At 64.8% G+C, this 25,173-nt stretch carries 19 protein-coding genes and 1 pseudogene; 12 read left to right on the forward strand and 8 right to left on the reverse strand.

The annotated features are described in order from the left end of the window. From ABIC28_RS07910 to lysX, 3 genes are read right to left on the reverse strand one after another with little or no spacing between them, the layout of a single operon-like run. Positions 1-819 carry an alpha/beta fold hydrolase gene (locus tag ABIC28_RS07910; protein WP_269588872.1) on the reverse strand — a complete coding sequence of 273 codons (819 nt, stop codon included), beginning with the start codon at positions 817-819 and terminating at the stop codon, positions 1-3. Then, positions 816-1,523 (reverse strand): DUF998 domain-containing protein, encoded by a 708-nt coding sequence (locus ABIC28_RS07915; protein WP_257017145.1) that lies wholly within the window; start codon positions 1,521-1,523, stop codon positions 816-818. The genes ABIC28_RS07910 and ABIC28_RS07915 overlap by 4 nt, the downstream gene beginning before the upstream one ends. Further along, the gene (gene lysX, locus ABIC28_RS07920) at positions 1,520-4,876 is read right to left on the reverse strand and encodes a bifunctional lysylphosphatidylglycerol synthetase/lysine--tRNA ligase LysX (protein WP_097210712.1); all 3,357 of its coding nucleotides are present in this window, start codon (positions 4,874-4,876) and stop codon (positions 1,520-1,522) included. The genes ABIC28_RS07915 and lysX overlap by 4 nt, the downstream gene beginning before the upstream one ends. Positions 4,877-4,923: 47 nt before the next feature. Here lysX and ABIC28_RS07925 point away from each other — a divergent pair, with 47 nt between their 5' ends. Next, a complete protein-coding gene (locus ABIC28_RS07925; protein WP_097210711.1) occupies positions 4,924-5,142 on the forward strand; it encodes an RNA-binding S4 domain-containing protein in 219 nt (72 codons plus the stop codon). Here the strand turns inward: ABIC28_RS07925 and ABIC28_RS07930 are convergent. The 3 genes from ABIC28_RS07930 to ABIC28_RS07940 all read right to left on the reverse strand — a co-directional run bounded on the left by ABIC28_RS07930 (position 5,139) and on the right by ABIC28_RS07940 (position 7,281). Next, the gene (locus tag ABIC28_RS07930) at positions 5,139-5,750 is read right to left on the reverse strand and encodes a hypothetical protein (protein WP_354578261.1); all 612 of its coding nucleotides are present in this window, start codon (positions 5,748-5,750) and stop codon (positions 5,139-5,141) included. The two genes, ABIC28_RS07925 and ABIC28_RS07930, sit on opposite strands and share 4 nt — an antisense overlap. An 86-nt stretch (positions 5,751-5,836) precedes the next feature. Next, on the reverse strand, positions 5,837-6,628 hold the full coding sequence (locus tag ABIC28_RS07935; RefSeq protein ID WP_097210709.1) for a phosphatidylethanolamine N-methyltransferase family domain-containing protein: 792 nt from the start codon (positions 6,626-6,628) through the stop codon (positions 5,837-5,839). A 245-nt stretch (positions 6,629-6,873) separates the two neighbouring features. Beyond that, positions 6,874-7,281 (reverse strand): VOC family protein, encoded by a 408-nt coding sequence (locus ABIC28_RS07940; RefSeq protein ID WP_354578263.1) that lies wholly within the window; start codon positions 7,279-7,281, stop codon positions 6,874-6,876. A gap of 95 nt (positions 7,282-7,376) precedes the next feature. On the opposite strand from ABIC28_RS07940, the gene ABIC28_RS07945 reads away from it, so the two are divergent. From ABIC28_RS07945 to ABIC28_RS07955, 3 genes and pseudogenes are all read left to right on the forward strand, one after another. Further along, positions 7,377-7,967, forward strand: a complete 591-nt coding sequence (locus tag ABIC28_RS07945) for a TetR/AcrR family transcriptional regulator (protein ID WP_097210901.1) — start codon at positions 7,377-7,379, stop codon at positions 7,965-7,967. A 261-nt stretch (positions 7,968-8,228) separates the two neighbouring features. Continuing rightward, the gene (locus ABIC28_RS07950) at positions 8,229-9,656 is read left to right on the forward strand and encodes an alkaline phosphatase PhoX (RefSeq protein WP_354578266.1); all 1,428 of its coding nucleotides are present in this window, start codon (positions 8,229-8,231) and stop codon (positions 9,654-9,656) included. Positions 9,657-9,912: 256 nt separating this feature from the next. Further along, positions 9,913-10,341, forward strand: a pseudogene (locus ABIC28_RS07955) (L,D-transpeptidase); the annotation flags it as partial. A gap of 62 nt (positions 10,342-10,403) precedes the next feature. On the opposite strand, the gene rraA reads toward ABIC28_RS07955, so the two are convergent. Together rraA and ABIC28_RS07965 are read right to left on the reverse strand one after the other, a co-directional pair. Continuing rightward, complete coding sequence (gene rraA, locus ABIC28_RS07960; protein WP_097210705.1) at positions 10,404-10,883, reverse strand: ribonuclease E activity regulator RraA; 480 nt, start codon at positions 10,881-10,883, stop codon at positions 10,404-10,406. Positions 10,884-10,917: 34 nt separating this feature from the next. Then, positions 10,918-11,316, reverse strand: coding sequence for a DUF5313 family protein (locus tag ABIC28_RS07965; protein WP_354578268.1), 399 nt, complete (start codon positions 11,314-11,316; stop codon positions 10,918-10,920). 613 nt (positions 11,317-11,929) lie between these two features. On the opposite strand from ABIC28_RS07965, the gene ABIC28_RS07970 reads away from it, so the two are divergent. The 8 genes from ABIC28_RS07970 (at position 11,930) to ABIC28_RS08005 (ending at position 25,049) form a co-directional block, all read left to right on the forward strand. Continuing rightward, positions 11,930-13,687: an ATP-dependent nuclease gene (locus ABIC28_RS07970; RefSeq protein ID WP_354578270.1), complete on the forward strand. Its 1,758-nt coding sequence runs from the start codon at positions 11,930-11,932 to the stop codon at positions 13,685-13,687. Positions 13,688-13,690: 3 nt separating this feature from the next. Continuing rightward, positions 13,691-15,445 carry an ATP-dependent helicase gene (locus ABIC28_RS07975; protein ID WP_354578272.1) on the forward strand — a complete coding sequence of 585 codons (1,755 nt, stop codon included), beginning with the start codon at positions 13,691-13,693 and terminating at the stop codon, positions 15,443-15,445. 769 nt (positions 15,446-16,214) lie between these two features. Further along, a complete protein-coding gene (locus ABIC28_RS07980; RefSeq protein ID WP_354578274.1) occupies positions 16,215-16,937 on the forward strand; it encodes a TnsA-like heteromeric transposase endonuclease subunit in 723 nt (240 codons plus the stop codon). Further along, positions 16,934-19,003: a Mu transposase C-terminal domain-containing protein gene (locus tag ABIC28_RS07985; RefSeq protein ID WP_354578276.1), complete on the forward strand. Its 2,070-nt coding sequence runs from the start codon at positions 16,934-16,936 to the stop codon at positions 19,001-19,003. Before ABIC28_RS07980 ends, ABIC28_RS07985 begins: the two co-directional genes overlap by 4 nt. After that, the gene (locus tag ABIC28_RS07990; protein WP_354578278.1) at positions 19,000-20,148 is read left to right on the forward strand and encodes an ATP-binding protein; all 1,149 of its coding nucleotides are present in this window, start codon (positions 19,000-19,002) and stop codon (positions 20,146-20,148) included. The genes ABIC28_RS07985 and ABIC28_RS07990 overlap by 4 nt, the downstream gene beginning before the upstream one ends. Before the next feature lie 7 nt (positions 20,149-20,155). Further along, positions 20,156-22,759 carry a TniQ family protein gene (locus tag ABIC28_RS07995; protein ID WP_354578280.1) on the forward strand — a complete coding sequence of 868 codons (2,604 nt, stop codon included), beginning with the start codon at positions 20,156-20,158 and terminating at the stop codon, positions 22,757-22,759. 80 nt (positions 22,760-22,839) lie between these two features. Beyond that, positions 22,840-24,267, forward strand: coding sequence for a hypothetical protein (locus ABIC28_RS08000; RefSeq protein ID WP_354578282.1), 1,428 nt, complete (start codon positions 22,840-22,842; stop codon positions 24,265-24,267). A 386-nt stretch (positions 24,268-24,653) separates the two neighbouring features. Further along, positions 24,654-25,049: a hypothetical protein gene (locus ABIC28_RS08005; RefSeq protein ID WP_354578284.1), complete on the forward strand. Its 396-nt coding sequence runs from the start codon at positions 24,654-24,656 to the stop codon at positions 25,047-25,049. Positions 25,050-25,173: the final 124 nt, after the last annotated feature.

The following is a 25,173-nucleotide window of genomic DNA, read 5'->3' on the forward strand; positions in this document are numbered from 1 at the left end:
TCAGACTGTCATGCTCGCGATCAGCGCCGCGACCGAGGCCGGACGGTCCGCCATCATGTTGTGCCGGGCGGGACGCAGCGATTCGAACCCGGCGCCGAGCCGGTCGGCGAGCCGCCGCTGCGCCCGGACCCAGCGCCGCGACCGGCCGGAGTCGGCGGCCACGACCAGGGTCGCGGGGAGGGGGCCGAGCGGGCGGAGCCGCTCGAGCTCCGCGCCCAGGTCCGGGTACGCCGCGTTCTCGATCAGGGTCGATCGCAGGTAGTCGGGGTCGGTGAAGGTCAGTCGGATCCACTCGACCGCTTCCGCGTCGGGAGCGCCGTGGGTGACCAGGCGCACCCACGGCCCGGCCAGGCGCTGGAGCCCGCACGCCGAGGCGCCCCGAGCGAGGACGGTCGAGACGCCGAGCCGCCATCGGCGGGGGAGCGCGAGGGGGTGGCGCGCGGCGATGCTGGTGTCGAGCAGCACCAGGGCCGAGGCCCGCCCGGGGTTCGTCCGCGCGAATCCCTCGGCGTACCAACCGCCCATCGAGTGGCCCACCACCGTCACGGGCCCGCGCACCCCGACCGCGTCGAGCACCGCACCGATCCGGTCGGCCTCCCCGCGGACCGTCGGCGGCTCGTCGGAGGCGGGGCTGAGTCCGAAGCCGGGCCGGTCGAACCGCACCACGGTGCAGGCGCGGGTGAGCAGGGCCGCGACCCCGTCCCAGTCGAACCAGTTGCCCGCGAGCCCACCGACGAGGACCACCGGCGGGCCGGACCCCTCCACCATCACGTGCAGGGATCGGCCGCCGACCTCGACGAGGGTTCCGGGTGGTTTCACGTGGAACCCCGTCGGCCTTCCTGCGCGGTGAGCAGTGCGGCGAACACGATCCAGGCGGTGACCGAGATCAGCTGCAGTCGCTGTGCGTAGCCGAGGAGCCAGACCTCGTCGCCCCGCCCGTCCATGTCGACGGCGAAGAGGGTCCAGACGGTGCCAACCGAATAGAGGGCGACGACGCCAAGGCCGAACCAACGCAGCGGGTGCGGCAATCCGTAGCGGTAGGCGGCGAGGATGAAGGCGAACACCGACACGGCCGCGGCGGTCGCGGCGGCCGAGCTGGTCACGGCGTGCAGCGACCGGACGGCGTGCAGCAGGCCGGCCTCCTCGCGACCGGCGCACTCGCTGCTGCCGTGGGCGGAACAGGCCAGCGGCATCCGGGAGTCGAGGAACGTGCTGACCGCGAACACCGCCAGACCGATCCAGCCGATCGTGGTCAGCAGCCGGCGCGGGCGCAGCGCCAGGCCGAATCCCGCGGCGGTGGCGAGCACGATGCCGGTGAGCAGGTCCCCGGTGCGGAAGAGGAATCCGTACGGCTGATCCAGCGCGGCCAGTTCGCTGACGTACGCCCGGCTCGGGTCCAGGCCCGTCGGCAGCACCCACTCCAGCATCCAGGACGAGTACAGCACCGCCCCCAGCACCAGCAGGCCGATCAGGATCCGGCGGATCCAATTCTGGGTGTCGGGCGCGGTGTCGGTGTCGGTCACTGGCGCGGCTTGGCCAGGGGGAACGCCAGTGATTCCCGGATGCTGCCGCCGGTGATGAGCATGACGATCCGGTCCACACCCATCCCGATCCCGCCGGTGGGCGGCATCGCGTGCTCGAGGGCCTGCAGGAAGTCCTCGTCCAGCTCCATCGCCTCCTCGTCGCCGCCCGCCGCCAGCAGCGACTGCTCGGTGAGCCGCCTGCGCTGGTCGACCGGATCGGTGAGCTCGCTGTAGGCGGTGCCGAGTTCGACACCCCAGGCCACCAGGTCCCACTTCGCGGCGACTCCGGGGATGGTGGGGTGCGGCCGGGTCAGCGGCGACATCGAGGTGGGGAAGTTGGTGTAGAAGGTTGGGAACTCGGTCTGGTCCTCCACCAGGTGTTCGTACATCTCCTGCGCGACCGCGCCTGCGTCCCAGTCGGACTGGTGCGGGATCCCGTTCTCGTCGCACAGCCGCCGCAGTTCCTCGATGGGGGTCTCCGGGGTCACCTCGACGCCCAGCTTCTCGGCGACCGCGCCGTGCATGGTCTTGACCGGCCAGTCGCCGGAGATGTCGACCTCGACCGGTGTGCCGTCTGGCCCGGGGCGCAGGATGATCTCCCGGCCGTGTGCGGCCACCGCCGCCGCCTGGATCAGCTCCCGGCACAGCACCATCATCCGCTCGTAGTCGCTGTGTGCCTCGTACGCCTCCAGGATCGTGAACTCCGGGTTGTGCTTGAAGTCCACCCCCTCGTTGCGGAACACCCGGCCGATCTCGAAGACCCGCTCCATGCCCGCTACGCACAGCCGCTTGAGGTAGAGCTCCGGCGCGATGCGCAGGTACAGGTCCAGGTTGTAGGCGTTGATGTGGGTGATGAACGGCGCCGCGTTCGCGCCGCCGTGCACCTGCTGCAGGATCGGGGTCTCGACCTCCATGAAGGCGCGCGAGGTGAGCGAATCCCGCAGCGACTTCACCACCGCGCTGCGGGCGGTGAGCAGGTCGCGGGCCTCGGCATTGATGGCGAGGTCCAGGTAGCGCTGACGCACCCGGGTCTCGGGGTCGGACAAGCCCTTCCACTTGTCCGGCAGCGGGTGCAGGCACTTGCCGTTCATCCGCCACTCGGCGGCGAGCACGGACAGCTCGCCCTTGCGGCTGCGGCCTATGGTGCCGCTCACCTCGATGAGGTCGCCGAGGTCGAAGTCGGCGGTGAACTCGTCGAGCCGGTCGCCGACGGTGGTGCGGTCGAACAGCACCTGGAGGTCGCCGGACCAGTCGCGGACTTCGGCGAACGCGACACCGCCGTAGGCGCGGATCCGCATGAGCCGCCCGGCGATCCGGACCCGGGTGCCCTCCGGTGACGAGGCTGCCGCGGCGACGGTGTGGGTGGGCGGGTATGCCACCGGGTACGGATCGATGCCATGGGCGGCCATCCGGTCCAGCTTGTCCATCCGCACCCGGACCTGTTCCGGGCGACGGGGTCCGACGGTCTCGGTGGCGAGCGCGGCGACGTCGTCGGGCGCACTGCCGTCCGAGTGCAGCAACCCCGCCGCCGCCACGGACTGCGGCACCGCGATGCGGGTGCCGGTGTGCTTGCTGATGTCGCGGCGCCGCCACCGCGGCAGCGTGACGAAGCCCTCCGCCACCGCGGACGCCATGCCGACCTTGGGCAGCACCCGGCTGTCGGAGAAGCACAGGTAGCGCGGGGCCCAATCCGGTTGGTACTTCACGTTGGACCGGTACAGCGCCTCGAGCTGCCACCACTTGGAGAAGAACACCAGGATCGATCGCCACACCCGCAGCACCGGACCGGCGCCGATCCGGGCGCCCTCCTCGAAGACCGACCGGAACACCGCGAAGTTCAGTGACACCTTGTTTACGCCGAACCGGTCCGCGCCGGTGGCGAGCTCGGTCACCATCAGCTCCACGACGCCGTTGGGCGCCTTCGGGTTCCGGCGCATCAGATCGAGCGACACCCCGGTCAGGCCCCACGGCACCAGCGAGAGAATGCCGAGGACCTCGCCGTCGGACGTGCCGTCTCCGTCCGGGTCCGTCTCGCCGATGGCCTCGACCAGCAGGCAGTCGCCGTCGGCGATGTCGCCGAGCCTGCCGAGGGCCATCGAGAACCCGCGCTCGGTCTCGGTGTCGCGCCAGGAGTCCGCCCTGGCGATGACCTTCGCCATCTCCTCGGGCGGGATGTCGCGATGACGTCGGATGCGAACGGTGACGCCCTGCTTGCGAACCCGATTGACCGCCTGCCGGACCTGACGCATCTCGCGGCCGCCCAAGTTGAACTCGCGGGTGTGCAGGATCGCCTCGTCACCGAGCTGGAGGACGGTCAGCCCCGCGCGCGCGTAGGCGGTGGCGCCGAGCTCGCTTGCCCCCATCACCGCAGGGGTCCACCCGTAATTGGAGGCCAGGTCCAGCCACGCGTCCACCGCGTGTGGCCAGGCCTCCTCGTCGCCGATCGGGTCGCCGCTGGCCAGGCAGACGCCGAGCTCGACCCGGTAGGTGACTGCCGCCTTGCCGCTTGGCGCGAAGATCACCGCCTTGTCGCGGCGGGTCGCGAAGTAGCCGAGCGAATCGTCGGCGCCAGAGCGGGCGAGCAGTCCGCGCAGCGCCGACTCGTCGTCGCCGGTCAGGGCGTTGTCCGATCGCTGTGATCGGAACAGGGTGACCACCGCGGCCAGCAACGCGAGGGCACCGAGCAGCCCGAGGATGGTGCTGACGAAACCGTGTGTGCGCCCGTCGAACTGCTCGTTTTCCAAGACGACGCCGCCGAAGACCCGGTTGAGCGACCAGAGCAGCCGCTGATCAGACGGCAGGGTGCCAGGGAACAGCTCGACCAGGGCCCAGCCGAGCAGGGTGCCGATGGCGAGGCCGAGGAGCAGCACCCCGAGAGCCTTCCAGCCCGCGCCGCGCCTGACCCGCGTGTAGAACTCCTTGCGCGCGGCGATGAGCACGCCGATCACCGCGAGGTGGACGACGAGGGCCAGCGCCGCGTTCATGTTCCGCTCGACGATCACCTGGGCGAGATTGGTGAGGGCGATGAGGATCAGATAGACGGTGAGCAACCACCACGCGATGCGCTTGCGGCTGGCGAGCGCCGCCGCGAGCAGCGCCAGCACCAGGGCCCAGACGATACTGGTGTCCGGTGCGTCGAAGTAGTAATTGTTGACGTACTCGCGCGGCGTCCGGACGAGGTACCGCAGCACGGGCGAGATGCTCCACAGGAAGACCAGGGTCGCGTAGACGCCGATCACCAGGCCGGCGATGTGCGGCACCTCTCGGAAGTGCCCCGTGGTCGGTCTGCCCAGCCGCCGGGGTGCAGGATGAGCGGACTCGAGCGACGTTTCGGTCGTGGTGGTCGGCGTCATCTACCCAGTGTGAAGGGTTCTCCGTCGGTGTGGGGGATGATGAGCGAGTGCCTGCGCCCCAAGATGTACCGATCCGCGACGAGTCGATCCGCCTCGGCCAGTTCCTCAAACTGGCGAACCTGATCGAATCAGGCGCCGATGCCAAGTCCGTCATCGCCGACGGTCTGGTCAGCGTGAACGGCGAGGAAGAGGTCCGACGTGGCCGCCAGCTGCACGAGGGCGACGTGGTGGAGATCGGTGGGATCAGCGTGCGGGTCTCGCGCTAGGGGGTCGTTTGAGCGACCGCGCCCTCGAAGTCGGGGTGTGGATTCGACACGATGAGAGCGGATCCGTCCATGGCGACGCGGCCGTGCGCGAGTTTGTCGGTCTGAGGAAGCGTGAACAGGCCTGCGAAGAACACGGCAACTGAGCTGAAGAAGACGATCGTCATCAGCGCGTCCTCGCCTCGACCTCTGAGCGCGAAAAGCGTGCAGAACAGAAGCACGCCGGCCACGATCGCCAGCAGAGAGCATCCGAAGCGCTTCCGTCGATGAAGCAGGCATTCATCGCAGAACGGCCACTCATCCCAGAGGAACAGTGACTGCGCACGGATGCGGTTCCACTCGACAATTTGCCAAAAGGCGATGAAGCAAGTGATGCGCTTCCATCGGGGATAGCCCGGTCCCGTGAACGGCAGTACCGGCACTGATGAAAAATGCGTACTGCGGTGTTCTGCCGTGATCTGTCCGTGTGCAACGCACACGTTCGGCACGGGATGGATCAACTCGTAGTTCCGTGCGCGCAGGATTCCTTTCGCTGCTGTCGGCATCTGGAACTCGTCGTCGGTCGGTGGACGGATCGGAAGACGAATCTCCGGACGCGGGGCGGCTCGCACTGGCCAATGATGACGCACGCCTTGGCCGAGAGTGCAGTTGTCGGCGTCCCACTCGGGCGATGTCCCGACAACTGCACGCTCGGCGGTCAGACCACCATCGGGACGAGGGCCTTGCGGTCTGTGGGGTAGTCCTCGAACTTCTCGCGGTACCACTTGTGGGTCGCGATGGCACGGGGGATCAGGTTGCCCGCGGTGATCAGGAAGATGACGACGCCTGCCAGCGACCAGGTCAGCAGGGCGAACCCGGCCCAGGCGATGAGCTCGCCGAGGTACGCCGGGCTGGTGACGAACCGGAACCCGCCGCCGTACGGGATCTTGTACTCGGTCGCGCCGGGGTTCTGCTTGTCCCGGAGATTGCGCACGATCGACTCGGACGACACCAGCAGCGCGAATCCGCCCAGGTAGATCACCACGCCGATCAGGAAGCGGGGATCGGTCAGCCACTCGGTTCCGTACTGGTTCAGGTAGTCGTGGCTGAAGAAGGCGCCGTTGAGGTAGCCGTGCATGCAGGTCACCAGCATGCCCATGCCGATAACGGAGACATTGAAGGTGCTGCGCTTGCCCGGGACCTGCCGGATCGACAGCGGGAAGAACCAGCCGCGGTTCGCGTAGTGCAGCAGCCAGATCCCGGCGAGCACCAGCGAGGTGGGCTCGAACCGGTTCGGGCCGGTCAGGAAGAAGATCGCGAACACCACCGTCGCGGGGATCTCCATCAGCCACCAGCCCAGCTTCGGGTTGAGGTTGAACCCGAGGTTGGTCGAGCTGAATCGACCGTATGAACTCTGGGCGAAGAAGCCGCCGACGATGACGAACGCCGCGAAGGCGAACGCGATCGTCAGGACGGTGTCGTAGACCGTGTTCCCGGTGTACCAGTGCATCGAGATCCTTCATCGTGCGAGCGGCCTGCTCGGCCACGTTCCAGGTGGCGACGCCGGACCGGCGACGCTCAAACTGGAACACGTTCTACCACGTCTGGATTCTGTCCGCGGCGCAATCGCGCGATCGGTGCACTTGCGACAGGCCCTGGCAATGGCACGGTTTGGCCCCGAAGATGCGGCGGGGCGCCCGAATGGACGGCACGCCCCGCTCGGCATCGTCCATGAAAATTGAACGCGGACCGGTCCTACTCGACGTACTGCTGCTCGAACTCGGCGGTGGGCGGGGTCGGCGTGATGACGTCGATCAGGACGCCGTCGGGACCGGCGATGATGAAATGCCGTTGCCCGAAGTCCTCCGTCCGGATGTCGAGCACCGCGCGGCGACCCCCGAGCGTCACGAGCCGCTCGTACTCGGCGTCCACATCGTCGACCTCGAAATTGAGGATCAGGCCCTGCGCGCGCGATCGGTGCCCGTCGGGGATGGTCTCGTGGGTGTGGTCGAGGATCGCGAGTTCGAGGTCGGGTTCGCGTCGAAGGCTTACGTACCAATCGGATTCGAACGTCGTCTCGAAGTCGAACCAGCGGCGGAAGAAGTCCGCCGACTCGCCGACGGCGTCCGTGCAGATCACCGGATAGAAGCTCGTCTTGGCCATGTAGCTCTCCGTTCAAGATAGATACGTACACAATGTATGTATCTGAACATACGCATACACTGCGTACGTATCAATGGGTCATCGAAGGGGTGGGCTTGAGTCCGTCGAAGAAGGAACAGACCGCTACGACAACGCGAGCCCTGCTCGCGGTGGCCGTCGAGATGTTCGCCGACCGTGGGTTCAGCGCGGTTGGACTCGATGACGTCGCAAAGCAATCCGGCCTCACCCGGGGTGCGGTCTACCACCACTTCGGCAGCAAGGCCGGGCTGTTCGATGCCGTCGTGGACCAGGTGCAGCGAGAGGTCGCCGAGCGGGTGAGTCACGCCGCGGCCGGGGCGGGGAACCTGTGGGACGCCCTCGTGGAGGGCTGCCACGAGTTCGTTCGCGCCGGGTCGGATCCCAGGATCCATCGGATCATGTTGATCGACGCGCCAGCTGTGCTCGGATGGCAGCGCTGGCGCGAACTCGACGCGGCCAACTCGGGTCGCCTGCTGCAGGAGGTGCTCGACGAGTTGCAGACGGAGGGCACTATCGGTCCGGGTCTCGCCGCGCCGGCCGCGCACCTGCTGTCCGGTGCGATGAACGAGGCGGTGCTCTGGGTGGCACAGTCGGAGACCCCCGATCGGGACCGGGACTCGGCCTTGGCGACGCTCGACCGTCTGCTGGGCTCCCTGCGTCAGCGCTGACCTCGCCGAGTGTGCACCTGCCGCACGTCCCACTCGGCCGATGCCCCGACAACTGCACACTCGGCGCGGTCGGTAGCTCCGTGTGGGCGTGTCCGAATTGTCCGCGAATCCTTGGATTTTCGCCTCGCGTGACGTGGACGTGAACCCGCGGCGTCAGTAATTCCCTCCCGGTTCACGGGGAGGACACGAAGCATGCACGAAGTACGTCCATGCGCTGAATAGCGTCCGGTCATCGTTTGTTCATCGATGAAGGGATCGGACGTGACCACCTCACCACTCAACCGCAGGGCGTTCCTCGGACGCACCGCGCTCACCGGGCTCGGCGTCGCACTCGCTGGAAGCGTCGACACCCTGTTCCGGCCTCAGCTCGCGGCCGCGGTGCCGGGGAAGGCGGCCGGGTACGGTCCGCTCGTTCCCGACCCCAACAAGATCCTGTCGCTGCCCGCGGGGTTCTCCTACACGGTCGTCTCGCGCTCGGGTGAGACCCTGCTCGACGACGGTTCGCCGGTCCCGAGCGACCCCGATGCGAACGGCGTGTTCGCGAACGGCAACGGTGCCAGCATCGTGACCAACCACGAGGTCGGCAGCAACGAGCCCTTCGGTGTCCCGGTGGTCGCCGGCCTCACCTACGACCCGGGTGCGCGCGGCGGCACCACCACCGCCACGGTCGGCCCGAACGGCGCGCGCCAGGGCCAGTACGTCAGCGTCGCAGGAACCGTGAACAACTGTGCGGGTGGCATCACCCCGTGGGGCACCTGGCTCACCTGCGAGGAAACCGAGGCCCGCGCCGGTTCGAACGGCTTCACCCTCGCCCACGGATACGTCTTCGAGGTCGACCCGGCCGGCCAGGCCGCGAACGTCGGCAAGAGCCCGATCCCACTGAAGTTCCTCGGCCGGTACGCGCACGAGGCGGTCGCCGTCGACCCCGCGACGAGTGCCATCTACCTCACCGAGGACGCATCCAGCCCCAACGGCCTGTACTACCGGTGGACGCCGCCGCGGGGGTTCGTCGGCGGCCGCGGCGCGCTGCACGCCCTCGCCCAGTCGCCCGGCGGGGACACCGCGGGCAGCCTGCAGGCGATGAAGTGCCTCTCCGGCGGCACCCACGTGCCGGACCTGGCGCAGGCCACCGTGCCGGGCGTCCGCTACAGCGTGCAGTGGGTCGACGTCCCCGACCGCGACGCGAAGTCCACGTCGGTGCGCAAGCAGTTCACGAACGACCAGGTCACCCGCAGCCGCAAGCTCGAGGGCCAGTGGTGGGGCGACGGCGGTGTGTACTTCGTCGCCAGCTTCGCCCGCACCAGCGACGGCAGCATCGCCGAACACGACGGCCAGGTCTGGTTCTACGACCCCGCCACCGAGACCGTCGAGCTGAAGACCCTGTTCGGCGTGAACCCGGACCCGTCCGTCGACACCGGCAACTACGACGGCCCCGACAACATCACCGTGTCCCCGCACGGCGGCATGATCCTCGCCGAGGACGGCGAGGGCATCAGCCACCTGATCGGCGTGACGGATGACGGGCAGCCGTTCCAGATCGCCCGTAACGAGCTGAACGACAGCGAGTTCTGCGGTCCGGCGTTCAGCGCCGACGGGAAGACCCTGTACGCGAACATCCAGACGCCAGGAATCGTCCTTGCGATCACCGGGCCCTGGCGTCGCAAGACGGGCCTCCCGTTCGGCTCGTAACCGTGTGATGGGTGACCGTGGCGGGGGTCAGGGGGAGCTGGAGACCCCACGACCCCGTCGCGGGCACCCGCCCGTGACGGGGGTCCGGGCACTGTTGCAACGAGTCCCGCGGTGCCACACTGGATGGGTCGGTCACGTCTTCTCGAAGGGCGGCGCGGCGATGAGGACAACACCACAGCGCAGAAGGTCTCGATACGCGGTTCGGATCATCGTCGCGGCGATCGTGATGATGGTGCTGCACATGGGATTCGGCGGCGTGACCGCATCCGCCGCCCAGATGGTGCGGACGCAGGGCGGCGCGGTGTCCGCGGTCGCGAACGTCTCCACCCACCAATTCACGGTCAGCATCGGGGATCAGGTGGTCCGAACGATGCCTGCGTCGATGGGCAAGCCGGGTCATGAGACCCCGCTGGGCACCTTCGAAGTGCTCGAGAAGGACCGGTACCTGGTGATGGACTCGTCGACGTACGGGGTCCCGGTCGATTCCCCGGAGGGATACCGGATCGACACCGAGTTCGCGGTCCGGCTCACCTGGGGCGGGATCTTCGTGCATTCCGCGCCGTGGTCGGTCGATTCGCAGGGCTACGAGAACGTCAGCCACGGCTGCATCAACCTCAGCCCGGAGAACGCGCAGTGGTTCTACGAGAACGTGCAGGTCGGGGACACGGTCGTCATCGTCGACTGAACGCGAACGGCCCGGGCGGACCTTCGTCGCACCCGGGCCGAACACGCTGATCTGTGGGGCGGTCAGTCCTCCGCACGGACCACGACGCCGTCGTCGTCGCTGTAGACCATCTCGCCGGGGTTGAAGGTGACGCCGCCGAAGGTGACCGGCACGTTCTTCTCGCCGGAGCCGGTCTGGGTGCTCTTGCGCGGGTTGGTGCCGAGGGCCTTGATGCCGATCTCGAGGGTGCGAAGGATCGCCGAGTCGCGGACCGCGCCGTTGACGATCACGCCCGCCCAGCCGTTGGCGACACCCTTGCCGCCGATGATGTCGCCGACCAGCGCGGTGTGCACGCTCGCGTCGCCGTCGACCACGAGCACGCCGCCGTTGCCGGGCTCGCCGAGGGTCTGCTTCACCAACAGGTTGTCCTGGAAGCACTTGATGGTGGTGATGCGGCCGGAAAAGACTGCGCGACCGCCGATTTGGATGAACTGAGTGTCACAGCTGCGGATGTCGGGGCCGATCTCGTCGGCCAGATCTGCGGTGGCTACCTGCTCAGTCATCTGTTCTTCCCTTCGTCTGTTGAACGCATCCACCCTAGTTCGCCGCGGGCCCTCCGCGGCCGTGGCGCTGCTCATAGTCGTCGCGGGTGCTGTCCACCCGGCGCTGCGCCTTCTCGTTGAGCAGTTCCGGGTCCAGGCCGTGGGCGAGCAGCCGGTGCCTGCGGTAGATGTTCATCAGCGCGATCGCGAAATACAGCACGGGGAAGAGCAACAGCGCCATCATCGCCAGCGGGATCCATCGCTCGCCCGGGATGAGCAGGTAGAACGCCAGGAACAGCGGGATCAGCGGCAGTGTGAACCGCAGCACGTAGCGCACCGAGGCGCCGGGGCCCACCAGGTCGTTGCGGACCCAGTCCTGCATGGAGTCGGGCAGTGTGCGGCCGAACAGGTAGCCGAGGTACTGCGTGAAGGAGGGTTTGCGCTGGTCGGGCATGGTCATAGGGTAGGGCACCCCTGACCGGAATCGAACGCCCGCTTGGAGGCGGACGGTCCGGTGACGCCTGCCCCGAAACCGCCGGCCCGGGGCGAGGCCGCGCGGACCGCAACTTGCAGACCGACCGGTACGTGTCCTAAATTTCTGGTTTGCTCCCATCCGGGGGTACCGGTGGCTTGTTGTGGCGGCCCCTGTAGGTTCCGGAGCTAGATGACGTTTTCCGGAGAAATCAGTCGGCTACTTGCCATAGTTCCGTCCTATATGACGCTTTCGGTCTCGATTGGGTAATCCACTGCCAAGGGCAGTGCACCTCTGTGCACCGCATCAAGTGGAGGCGAGCCAGCGAATCATCGTTGACGGGCCTTGGCCGGTCGATTGGACGGCTACCTGTACTGACCATGGACGTTGGTGACTGCATGGTGAGCTCACAAAGCGAAGACCTCCGAGTGATGCGCGAGTGGCGAGAAACGCACTGATCGCCGGAGGTCTTGGTATCCCAGCTCGCCGCGCGCAAGTCGTTCGCCTAGTCCAGCTTCAATTCTGGCCGGGTGTCGCCCTGCCCCAATAGAAGTCGCGGTCGGGTCAATGTGATCCGCAGTTTGGGTGAGCTTTTTTGAACGACAGTTACCTGCATTTACGACTTCTGCATCTGGTCTCCGCAGGTCGCGGCTACGGTGTCTCGGTGAGATTGAGCCGAATCGCAGTCAAGAACTTCCGCAATCTTGTCGACATTGACGTGCCGCTGACTCGCCACACCGTGATTGTTGGTGAGAATCGGTCGGGCAAGAGCAACCTGATGCACGCGATGCGTCTTGTTCTCGACAACACGCTTTCCGGCGACCAGCGACGGTTGCAGCCGGAGGACTTCTGGGACGGTCTCGCGACCGTGGACGGAGACCCGACTAGTAGCGGCGAGACAGTCGAGGTGTCCCTGGAGGTCACGGATTTCGAGGATGAAGCTTCCGTCGTCGCAACTCTCGGTGATGCCCTCGTGAGTGGAAGCCCGCTGACGGCGCGGCTCACCTACAGGTGGGAGCCAGATTCGCTGGTCGATGAGGGTGTTGTCTACCGAGCGCGACTGTACGGAGGCGCCGACGACCAGACCATTTCCTCCGGAGACGTGCGCGATCGTCTGATCACCGTGTTCATGCACGCCCTCCGCGACGTCGAGAGCGATGTCAAGAGCTGGCGTCGCTCGCCACTTCGAGCACTCCTAGAGGGTGCGTCCCAGAACGCAGCCCCGGCCGACCTCGACAAAGTCCGCGCCGCGATGAAGGCAGCGAACGACGCCGTCAACAACCTCGGGCCGCTCGTAACGCTGAGTGAGAACATCTCTGCCAGCACCTCAGCCGCAGTCGGGGCGAATCAGGGACTGGAAGCGACCCTGGCTGCGGCACCACCGGACCCGCGAAGGCTCATACGGGCGATGCAGCTTCTCGTCGACGGCACCGCTCAACGGCAGCTCACCAGCACCAGCCTCGGCGCGTTGAACGTTCTGTACTTCTCGCTGCTCGAGCTGCGGTTGAAGCAACGACTGGAAAGTGCGGAGGTCGCGCACGTGCTACTCGCCATCGAAGAGCCTGAGGCGCACCTGCATCCGCATCTTCAGCGGTTGCTGTTCAAACATCTGCAGCAAGATGACGTCAGCCGGTCGACAGTCGTCACTACCCATTCGCCCCACATCGCGAGCGCGACCTCGGCGAGAAACCTCGTCATGCTGCGCACGACACCGGACGGCACGGTTGCACACGCTGCTTCCCAGGCTGACTTGATCCAGGACGAGTGGGACGACATCGACCGGTACCTGGACGCGACTCGCTCGGAGCTGGTCTTCGCCCGGCGGGTGCTGCTCGTCGAGGGCGTGGCCGAGCAGCTCATGGTCCCCTCCCTCGCGCGCGCAATCGGCATCGACCTAGACAAGGTCGGTATTTCGGTTTGCGCCATCGGAGGAACCCACTTCGCCGCGTACATCAAGCTGTGCATGGCGCTAGGAATCCCGTGGGCAGTGCTGACTGACGGCGATCCCACCATCAAGGTCACCGGCGCCCGCCGCAAGCAGTTGCTGGAGCAGCAAACCGGCGCTGACCCGGCCGCCATCTTCGTCGGCGCGACCACGTTCGAGCACGACATCATCGTGGTGTCGGACTTGAACCGTTCCGGGATCGTTGCAGTGCTGACTGACCTTCTCGACGATGCTGAAGACCTCGTGACCGTGAAGGCCTGGGAGCATGCGACTCCTGAGGCGAAGGAGTTTCTCAACATGATCTCGACCATCGGTGGTAAGGGACGCTTCGCTCAACGGCTCGCGAGCACACAGCTTGACCCGCCAGCACATCTTGCCGCCGCACTTGGCTACCTGTTGGAGCCGTAAGTCATGCCGGGTCTGCGGCAGGCGATGGCCGAACTAGAGTCAAACCCCGAGCAGTGGGAAGCATTCCAACACAACGGTCACTGTGTAGTCCTCGCCCCACCGGGCAGTGGCAAGACGAAACTGCTGACCACAAAGGCGGTCTGGCTCGCAAACAACGCCGTCGCACCGGGCCGCGGCGTGCCCTGCATAACGCTGACGAACCCGGCCGCAGCCGAACTGCGAACACGAATCCGGCGCCTGGGTCAGCCGGTAGGACGCACAATCGTCGTCGGCACAGTCCACTCGTTTGCCTGGTCACACATTATTCGGCCGTTCGCCTCTGCAGCGGGATTCCCGGAGTGGTCGACGTACAAGCTGGCGCCACGTGGCGAGGCCAATGCCGCGATGCGTGAAGCTATCCGTCGAGTGTTCGGCACACGAACGGAGACCCGCTACGTGGACTCGACGGTCCGGCGCAACCGCAAGCTGTGCCTGAACGAGGAGGGATGGAACGCCACAGGTGGAGACATTCGCGCGGTCGCCCTTGAGTATGAACGTCTGCTGCGGGGGAAAGACTCTGTCGACTTCGACGATGTCATCGCTATGGCGGTACGACTGGTCGAGGATCACCCGTTCGTAAGAACGGTTCTTCATGCCCGCTATCCGTACCTGATGGTCGACGAGTATCAGGACCTCGCGCCAGGGCTGCACCGCATCGTCACTGCGCTGTCGTTTGATGGAGGCAGCACGACGCTGTTCGCCGTCGGAGACCCAGATCAGGCCATCTACGGATGGACCGGCACTCGACCGGAGCTCCTGCTCGAGCTCGCCGAGCGCCAGCCCGTCCACAGGGTCGATCTGCGCATCAACTACCGATGCGGGGCGCGTATCGCGGCGGCAGGCCGGCGAATCCTCGGCGGCGTCGGCTCCGAGGCCGTGACGATTCGAGGTGGCGGATCTGTCGTTGCACGATGCGAGCCCGATGGATTGAGTGCGCAAGCGAATTACATCGCAGGCCGGATCCTGGAGCTGCAGGCGGACGGAGCCCTGCTGCACGAGGTTGCTGTGCTGGCTCCGACCAACGCAGACTGCGACGAGCTCGTCACTGCTTTCCGACGGCACGGCATACCGGTTGCCTGGCGAGCAGATGTCTACGGGCCAACTCCACTGACGATCATGTTGGAGGCCTTCGCCGCGTGGGCGTCCTGCGGCCGCGAGGACAGTGGCTACAAGCTGGGCGATCTTCTGGACCAGTGGCAGCAGCTCGGCGACCGGGAAGCCCTACGACTAGGCACCGATGACGTAGTCGCCATTGTCCTAGCTGCCGGGGCGGACATGCCCGCGAGCGAGTTCGTAGAGGCCGTCGTGACGGTGATGGAGTCCGTTGGCGTCTTGGACGCTCTCAGATCGGACGACGCGAACGAACTCGACCAAATGCGCGAGGCCTTGGGATCTTCTGGGGAGATGGCCAGCTCTTCTGTGCGCGACCTGGGCCGCCTTCGCCTGCGCGACGGACGCGTCGAGATATCGACGATGTCCGCCAGTAAGGGACTGGAGTTCGACCACGTCTTTATCGCAGCGCTGGAGGAGGGCAAGCTACCGTTCTTCAGCTCCGCTCGCGGGTCGGCAGAGTGGGATGAGGACCGACGCAAGTTCTACGTTTCGTTCACCCGAGCACGAGAAACGGTCGAAGTTCTCTACTCCGGTTGGTACGCGACAAATTGGGGCCGGAAGAGCAACGGCCCGAGCGTGTTCCTTCGCGAATCGGGCTTGGTTTAGCGAGAGCGGGACTGCCCCCGGATGGTCAAGGTTCTGGTGTCTGGCCGCAAATTGTAGTTGCTGATATTGGCAATCCGGGGTTATCGGGGCTTTTGGTAGCGGCTGCTGGTTGGCAATCCATTCAGATTTGGGCAGCGGATATTTCAAGCGCGCATGGGCGAGCCTCCGCGGCGAAGTGTGTGGATGCCGGTAACACGGCGGCCATACCGTGTCGCCCATTCCGCAACAACCGTCAGGTCGTCGACGGGATCGTGTACGGGTATTGGGCAGCGATCGCGCGCGACGTACGGCCCAACTCGGTCCGTGGCAGACGATCTGGAAGCGTCACCGATGCTATGGCCAGCGACTGGACCTGGGACACAATCCTGTCTAGCCCCTTGGCTGACGCCGAAGCCAGCGGACTCGTCGACTGGACAGTGTGTCGGTGGGCTCGACGATCCGTCGAGCCCATCAGAATCGAGAGGCTGTTCGGCGGCCGACTGTGCCAGCGCCATCCGATCCCAGGGATGAGTGGTCGAGGTGTACGGATGTCTCTCGGAGAGGGCGGCTCGGTGATCGTCTTCAACGGCTTGACCAAACTCCCTTAGGTAGAGCATGGTCACGCAAATGACAAAATGCCAAACGAAAGCCAATTTTGTGCCAAACGAAGGCTATATTAATGCCAAACAAATGCCAAGGCCGTGACAAGACCGACAAGCTTGACTTTTCGTTTCTATAATGTGGACGCTGATGATGTTTGGTGGTTAAATTGGAGTCACGAGGCGTTATTGTGACTGCATGCATTGACGGTCCGGTCATTCGGATCTTGAATGATGACGGCTCGATGGCAGAGTTGCCGCTCGATGTCGTCGGTGTCGCGGAGCTATCCGCTGCCCGCCCTATTCGGTCTTTGTCGTGGTATCCGGGGCAGCGGAGTTTCCCTGGCTGGTACTGGTCACTCACGATGCGTGCCCACGTCCCCTACGATTCGCGTCTAGAGCTAGCCCGCCTCCTGCTCGCGGATTTCGACCCGGCTGTCGAGACGATTGTCGCGCAGCCCTTCCAGATCGCCTGGCCCCACCAGGGCGAGTTGCGCAGGCAGATCCCCGATTTCGTCCTAATTCACACAGATCAGATCGTCACGGTTGTTAACGTCAAAACAGAGGAGGCCCTGAAGAAGGCCAAGGTGCGCGAAACGTTCGCGTGGGTGACCGAGTTACTAGCTGCGCAGGGATGGCGCCACGAAGTGTGGTCAGGTGTGGACCCGGCCCTACTGTCGAATGTGCGCTTCCTTGCCGGGTTCCGGCGTGAGCACTACCCGACGGATCTGTTGGATCTGGTGGAACACACGGCACCAGGGGGTACGTTCCTCGCCACTGAGGTCGCGATAAGTCCTCGGTGGGATCGCCGAGAGGTGCGATCCGCAATCCTCCATCTTCTATGGACGCACACGTTGTGTGCTGACCTGTCTGAACCGCTATCGTCCGAGACGGTTTTGGAGAAGGCGCGATGACCGTCAGCACTGCAGCAGTTCGTGTTGGAACGATGATCCAGCGGGACGGCCGCGTATGGACGGTCGTCGAGCTGCACGCCGACCGTGTTCAGCTCCGATCCGCGTCCTCGTCGGTTGTCACTTCTATTGCTGAGCTGATCAACGATCCGAACACCGGTTTCGTTGACAGCCAACTGGTGCCGGGCGATGAGATTGGCGCAGCCGTCGACAACTTGACCGAGGTGCAGCGGACAGCCTGGCTCGAGCGTGTGGCCAATGTCCGTGAGGTTCTCACCGGGTACCGATCGGGAGATCCGGTGGACGCGCGGCCCGGAGAGCCGCGCAGTTGGTATCGGCCGGGCACTGAGATGACGGTGCGATACAGGGCGAAGGCGGAGGAGCTCACTGTTGCTCCGGACACGGTTAGTCGATGGGTCCGGGCGTATCGCCGGGAAGGCGCGGGCGCTCTCATAGACGGCCGCGGCACCCGGATGGTGGGTGTGCTCGATTCCCTCGACCAACGTTGGGTCGACATGTGCCGGACCGTCAGCGGTGAGCTGTCATTTCAGGCCACCCACACCAAGAAGTATGTGCTGACGACTGTGCAGGCTCGGATGATTGCCGAATATAGCCCCGGTGTCGTGCCGATTCCTGGAAGGACGACCGCATACCGTGCGCTGGACGAGATCACCAAGGGCACCAACATGTTCCAAGGTAGCTCGAAGGGGCGCCGGGAGATCGCCCTGCGCCCAGAGGGAGTGTATGGCCGGCTTTGGGCTACCCGGCTGGGAGAGTACGTCCTCCTCGACACCACCCGCCTCGACGTCTATGCGATGGAGAAGGTCACCTATCGATGGGTGAACACCGAGCTCACGGCGGCCATGGACCTATACGGCCGCATCATCTGTGGTCTATGCCTCGAACCGGTCTCCACGCGCAGCACCGAAGTGGCTTCCGTGCTGTACGAAGTGATCTGCCCAAGCGCGAAGGACGAGTTAAACACCTTGCCGTACATCGGATTTCCGGAGTGTCTGTTGGTGCCGACAGATCCCAGTCCTGCCGAGAACGGCGGTGCCGTCATACCGATCGAGACTGTTGTCGTCGATCACGGCCGGGTCTTCATGTCCGAACACATCCGGAATGTGCTCGAACGCTTCGGAGTCTCGATCCAGCCGGTTCGGCTCTATAAGGGATCGGACAAGGGACCGCTCGAGCGGTGGTTCCGTACCCTGCGTGAGGGCCTGCTCGAGCACCTCGACGGCTACATGGGGCCCGACGTGTACTCGCGCGGCAAGGACGCGGAGTCGGGCGCCTTCTACTTCGTGGACGAACTCGAGCAGATCATCCGGGACTGGGTCCGAAACGTGTACCACCAGCGTCCTCACGAAGGGCTTGTCGTTCCCGCCGCTCCTGGCCTCAACATCTCGCCGGCTGCGATGTACCAGATCGGCATCGCGAGCGCTGGGTTCCGCCGGATCCCCACCAGTCCGGACTCGGTATACGACTTCCTGCCTGTTGAATGGCGCAAGATCAATCACTACGGAATCGAGTTCCATAGTCTCGTCTACAACGACGATGTTCTCGCTTACTTCAGCGACGTCAGTAGCCCTTACAAAGGTCGCCACGCGGGAAAGTACCCCTTTCGCTATGACCCGAACGACATCAGCTGCATCTACTTTCAACACCCCGACCACCACACATGGCACCGGATCAAGTGGGTCCACGCCGACGCAATTCGGGAACCGTTCAGCATCGACGCGCTCCAGATTGCCCGCCAGCTCGCTTCCCGGCGCGAGCCCGACAGATTCCCGGACGACAGACTCGCGCTCATCGAGTTGCTGACCAAGTGGAGCCGGACGTCAACGCGTGATCGACGCGAACGCAAGGCCGCGCTGCAGCAGTCGGAAGACTACGCGAGCTTGCTGCGGCGTGAACTGGACAGCCGCGACGCAGACGAGGAACCGATGGGCACACTCTTCGAGCGAATGGGCGTACAAGTTTCAGATGACGATCTCGAAATCGATTCCGATGAAGAGGAACTCAGTGAAGGCGAGTATTACGTCGACGCGATGGAGAAGTTCGAATGATGGCACCCCGAGGTCGGTCCACCGCCCGCTCGTCGCTCTGCCGAAAGGAAGGGTGGTTTCGCCGCGCAAACGCACCGCCACGACCGCGACCGGACGCTCTGTCGAAACGCAAGCTGAACGGTCTTGGTAACGAGGCGCGGTTCGAGTATGACGAGCAACGCCGAAACTGGCACGCGAACATCGGGCCGCTGGCAACTCCTCAACTGCTCGCAGCACACGAATCGTTGTGGGAGATCGTCGATAGCAACCGTCAAGACACCGGTCACGCGAAGGGTGCGGTGGCGATCGACGCCTTTCCCGGTCTCGGTAAGACCACGATTGCGGACAGCTTTGGATTCGACTATCACCGCACTCTGCTGACTCGGTACGGTCCGCGCACGGAGGACGACAACGACCGCATCCCCGTCTGCCGTGCCGGCCTGATCTCGAATACGACCCCGCGCATGCTCAACCTGATGCTTTGCGATTTCTACGGCCACCCCGGATTAACAGGAACCGAAAAGACATTCGCAGATCAGGCGCTTGGCTACATGCTGTCCTGTGAAACACAACTCGTCATCGTCGATGACGTCCACTTCCTCAACATGCGCACCAAGGACGGACTGAGAATCGTCAACCACTTCAAGTCGCTTGCCAACGAGTTCCCTGTCACCTTCCTGTTCGTCGGCGTCGACCTCCGTTCCCGCGGGCTGATGACCGAGGGGCTGACCGCCAACTCGACCTATCGCGCCCAAACCGCCCGGCGCTGGACGCTGCTGACGGTTTCACCGTTTGAGGTATCGAGCCGGGCCGGCCGCACCGACTGGCGCCGACTGCTGCTCGGTATCGAAAAGAACATCGTGCTGTCGAACTCCTGGCCGGGCATGGTTGCCAAGGACCTCTCCGACTATCTCTTCGCACGCAGCACCGGGCACATCGGTTCGCTCATGACCCTGATCACCCGAGGCTGCTACCGGGCCATGCGCACCGGAGAAGAGAAGCTGACCGCCGAACTGATGGACGGCGTCAAGAACGATGCAGCCTCGGAGAAGGGCCGCATTCGACTCCAATCAGCCCTCGACCAGGGAATGCTCACCACTCGTCCCCCAAGTGACATTCCAATGGCCGGTGGGCACCCCAAACGGACACGCAGGAAAGCGAGTTGATCGGACCATGGTCACCGCGCTGCGGACGATCCCGATCCGGCTCAGACCGGTCGAGGGAGAATCTTTCGAGAGCTGGCTATGGGCCTATGCCCATATTCTGCGCGTCAAACCCGCAGAGCTGATGGCGGCACTCGGGCTCACCCACCCGCCGAGCCAGACAGTATGCGACTACACCGTCCGCCTGCTTCCCTCCGAGTTGGACGACCTCGCTGCGGTCACCGACTTCGATCCTGACACCTTTCGCGCGATGACCCTGGAACGCTACAGCGAACGGGTGCTGCTCCTTCGCGAGGACATGCCACGATGTATGGACCGATTCCGCCTCTGGGTGCGGCCAACCGGAACTCGCTTCTGCCCAAAATGCCTCGCCGAAACGGACGGACGATGGCAACTGGTCTGGCGGCTCTCCTGGACCTTTGCCTGCCTCAAGCACCGGTGCCTGCTCGTCGACCGCTGCCCCTCCTGCGACGCGATCCCGCGGGGCTACCAGGGAGTGGGATACCTCGTCGATCCAGGATGCTGCACGGCCCGGCTCGCTGGGCAGCCACGTTCCGCGCGGTGTCGTGCGGACCTCACACGAAGCCGGACACCAACCCTGCGAGCAGGACACCGGGTTCTGCGAGCGCAGGAGTGGCTCAACACACTGATCGAGGGCCCCGCTACCGATACGGAGGTTCGAGAGGCACTCACCGATCTCAGCGCGATTGTGGGGAGGATCTTCACTCAGCGCCGAACCGATTTGCTCTACGGCAGCGGCAAACGGTTCGGTGAGGCCTTCGCCGCTGCCGAGCAATCAGGAGGCGTCAAACTACACCGGTCAACTTTCCCAGTCGTGGACTCAACTCTGACAGCCGGCGCTCTCACTGTCGCCGTCGAGGTGCTCGACACCCTCGGCCGAGGGTGCACCTCGCACACTCTGGAATCGATCGTCGACCGCGATGACGTGACGAGGTGGAGCACCTCTCCAAGCAACTACTTCGCGGAATGGAACTTCGGATCCAACAGATTGCGCACCGCCGTGATGCAGGCACATACCGCCCGATTCACCAACGTCGACGGCCTGCGATACCGCGTCGCTACGAAAAGTGCACGTTTCCCGAGACGCACCCCAGAATTGTCTGCACGACACACAAAAATCCCCCAGATGTGCTGGCGCAACATCGCACTCGCGCTGAATCCGGGAATCCTTCCTCACGTGTTTCGACCCGCGCTGAGTGTGGCACTTCTGCTTCCCGGCAATCCGCAACGCGACCTCAGCGTCCTCGCCGCGAAACTCGACATGCCCGCAACAAAACGAACCAGCGTCGCCCTCCGGCACCTCAAGCAGCACACGGGTAGTGTTGGAGCAGAGGCAATTTGCGCGCTTGCGGATTATCTGGATTCCATCGATCCCGTCATCGACTACCAACGACGACGGCGGGTGATTGGTCCGTGCCTACTCCCGGATCGCACATGGGCGCGGATATGCCGGAAGTGGAGTATCGATCCCGGCGCCGGAGCTCGTGCACGCCTCGCGCACTGCTATCTCTACGCCCGGCTCACCGGCAACTCCGTGTATGACGCTCCCAAACGGTTCCGCCTCGACACAGCTCCACGGCGAACGGCCCTCGCGAACTTCACATACCACATGAGTGTCGATTGCATTGCTGCACTTGACGACTATGCGCGCGAGTACCTGATCGACCGGGGGATCGATGACGAACCGATCATCTGGGAACCCCCATTCGACCTCATCGCGAAACTCACCCTTCCTGGTCCAGCTGTCGATTCTATCGACTGGAGGACTCTGCACTCACTGATCGAAAGCGACGACCCCTGCTGCGAGGAACTTGCGCGCAGGCTTGGCACCAACTCCGAACACATTAGGTGCCTTCTCATCGAACACCCGCCGCTTCCGAAGCCCTCCGCGCCCCGAACCGTTGCGTCCGATTCCGCCCGCTATCTGCAAGTGCAGAGCCAGCTCACTTCGCAGGTGCTCGCTGACCTCGCCACGGAAGGATGCACGAGTATGCGATCAATCGCGGCACGCACCGGCATAAGCCAGTGCCTGGTCGCTCGCCGGATCAGAGAGCTCGCGCTCCCTATACGCCCCCCAGGCGGTCAGGCCCAACTCGTCGTCGACAAAGAATGGCTGCGACAGAGCTATATCGACGATCGACGTACATTACGGCAGATTGCAGCTGAACTGCACTCAACCCCAACAACAATTCGCCGCTATCTCACGGAGTGTCAGATCCCTGCTCGTCAGCGCGGCGGCGGCAGCCACATGGAAGCCGTCCAAACCCGGATGAGGGCCAGCGACTATCCCGAGCCGCTTAGTCTTGCCCTTACTGGGGAGGGTGCTTGGACCAGGCTGCGGCGCCTAGACGCTCTGATGACTCACAGATCTTTCCATGCTGCAGCCGCCGCGGAGGGCACCCACGAGGGGGTTCTCTCAACTCAACTCGCGAGACTTGAACGCGAAACGAGATGCCGACTCCTCGAACGCAGCCACGCAAGCGATTCTGTCGTACCAACCGAGCGCGGCGCAGAGCTGCTTGGTCAGTACCGTCGATACCGATACGCTCACGGCCGCCAGACAGGTACTCCGTCGGCGATTGGGTCCGGCTGACGTCTCGGTTCCTCAGGGTCACTCGCGAGCGACGGCACAGAGCAAATTGACAGGTGCAACAAGCTGACAAGGCGTGCACGATGAGCGACAACGACCGCCAAGACACAGGCATACGTGCCGCCCTCGAGGTGGCACTGGAGGCTCTCGACCCACAAGGCAGGACACCGGGGCTAATCCAACTCGTACGTATCGAGGGCGGAGTTGGCTACCGCCTTCTGTGGAACATCGACTCGGGCGGCGAGGAACAGCGGCGAATCAAGGTCGGCAGCCAGACCTACACCACCAAAACCCCGCGGGTGACCCTTGCGGCCGGCCCGGTGTTCACCTCCGCTGCCGATCTGGCAGCCAGTCTCGACCCACACGGGGTCCTTGCCTCCGTCCTAGAGGATGCAGAGCGCTCGCGCGAAGAAACCAAATCGGCGAACCATTCGTGGCCAGTGACGGCCCGAGAAGCGGCCACCGCCGCCGCGACGACTCTGGCGGACAGAGCGACACAGATCGTCCGCGCCACCCCGCTCCGGACTGCCCAGCGGTGCACGGACTGTGAGGGCACAGGTATGCGGGATACGCGATGCCCATGCACAATCCTCGGCCCACCGGGCAAGTTCGATCTCGACAGCCTCGGTACGAATCCACAATCGCATCCGCCATATCAGGACTGCACCACCTGCGGCGGCACCGGTCGTCATCGGACATGGTGCATGCAATGCGGCGGAGTCGGCAGTCTGCCCGCACCAATCCACACCACCATCACCTTTCACGGCACGCAACAGATGACCATCAGCGGGCAGCCGTGCGAACTTGCCGCGATAGTTGCGGTCACTCCCACCTGCACGTGGGATCACGACCACGTATCAATCAGCTGGACAATGACGGAGCAGACCCTCGTCGACGAAATCCTCATCACGTCGTCCGCCCAGGACCACGACACCAGACTCATCCGATGCGGCACCACTGCAGCTGAACTTCCCCCGTGGCTCCGCGGTGCCTGCAATGTCGAGATCACCTCGGACGCCGGCAACACCATGCGAAGGCGCGGTTCAAAAGCAGAAGTTGGGCCGCCAGACGCGACAACCCAGCAGGGCTGGCTACGCGTCCTACCGAGTGCAGTGCAGATTGCCCAGCAAATCATGGTCGAATTGGTCGAGGCGCAACGCAGAATTGTTCCCCAGTTGATGAATCCCGTTCAACGCAGCGTATTCGCCACGGCCCACGGGATCCGCCTCGACGCGCACGGACTGCCCACCCACCGCGACATCTCGATCACCCTTATGCCCCCGATTTCCTTGCTCCTCAGCGAACTCGAGGCTGCTGCATCCTTGCGCGGCATGTCGGCCGCATTGACATCTGGCTTCATCGCGAGCGAGGAATGGGGCCCCCAAGTCCTGCTACTCGACACCGACCTGACCCCCATCATCGAGAGCGAGCCCGCATATACCCTCCGCTATGCGCTGATCCGCGTACTGGACTTGCTATGTGACGGGTGTCGTCCAATTCAGGACGTGTAGAGGATCTAGGTCGTGCGCAACGTCGATTGCCGACCAAGCCAACTCGTGCGCCGTTGGCCACGTAGAGAGGCAGCCGTTGGTGATTGACGGGAGTCTTCACCGGGGAAGAGAGGTGAGCGTCGGTTAGTCCGCGGCGGTGAAGATCAGGTACTGCGCCGCCACCATCTGGTGCGCGTTCTGTTCGGCGTCGAGCTCGTAGAGTCGTCGCTGCAGCCGGCCAGGGCACAGCGAGGATTCCGGACTGCCCCAGCGGGCTCCGGATCATATCGCCCGGCATTGGGCAACCGGCCAGCCGCGCCGATGTGTCAGGGAACCCTGACGCGCCCGCGCCCCAGCGATCGGGAATGTTGGTTTGCGGTGTATCTGGTCGCCTCTACAGTTGCGCCATGGAGTTCACCGTGAATGGCGAGATCTGGACACCGATGCTGGCGAGGCGTCCCGCCGGCACACATTTCTCGGAGTCGAGCACTCCGGGGTGTAAGAGCCCGCTGGTGCGGAATGACGACAACAAGCTCGCCACGCACGCCGAGCTGTCCGACGGGACCAAGGCGGCCCAGGGGGTCCTCGGCGTGGGCGTCGCGCTGGGGGTCGCGTTGGGGGTCGGGATGACGGTCGCCGCGATGAAGGCCGCGCCGCACGTCAAGAGCGGGTTGGTCAGCCTGAAGTCGAAGCTGCGCCGCTGGGGTGAGGACATTACCGATGTCGAGGCCCCCGTTCCCCTCACGGTTGTTGCGGAGGTCGAGCCAGAGCAGCCGGGCTTTCCTCGACTGCGCGCTGTCTGACCGTCAGGCCAGGCGTCGACGCGTGCACGGGTAGGTCCGCATCACAGACTGACCAGCACCCTTGCGGTACCACCTCACCGGCGCAGGCCAGCTCGGGGTCTCGACGGATAGCCCATCTCATGCG

The sequence above is a fragment of the Rhodococcus sp. PvR044 genome, assembly GCF_040548995.1.
Classification (GTDB): Bacteria; Actinomycetota; Actinomycetes; order Mycobacteriales; family Mycobacteriaceae; genus Rhodococcus_G; species Rhodococcus_G oryzae.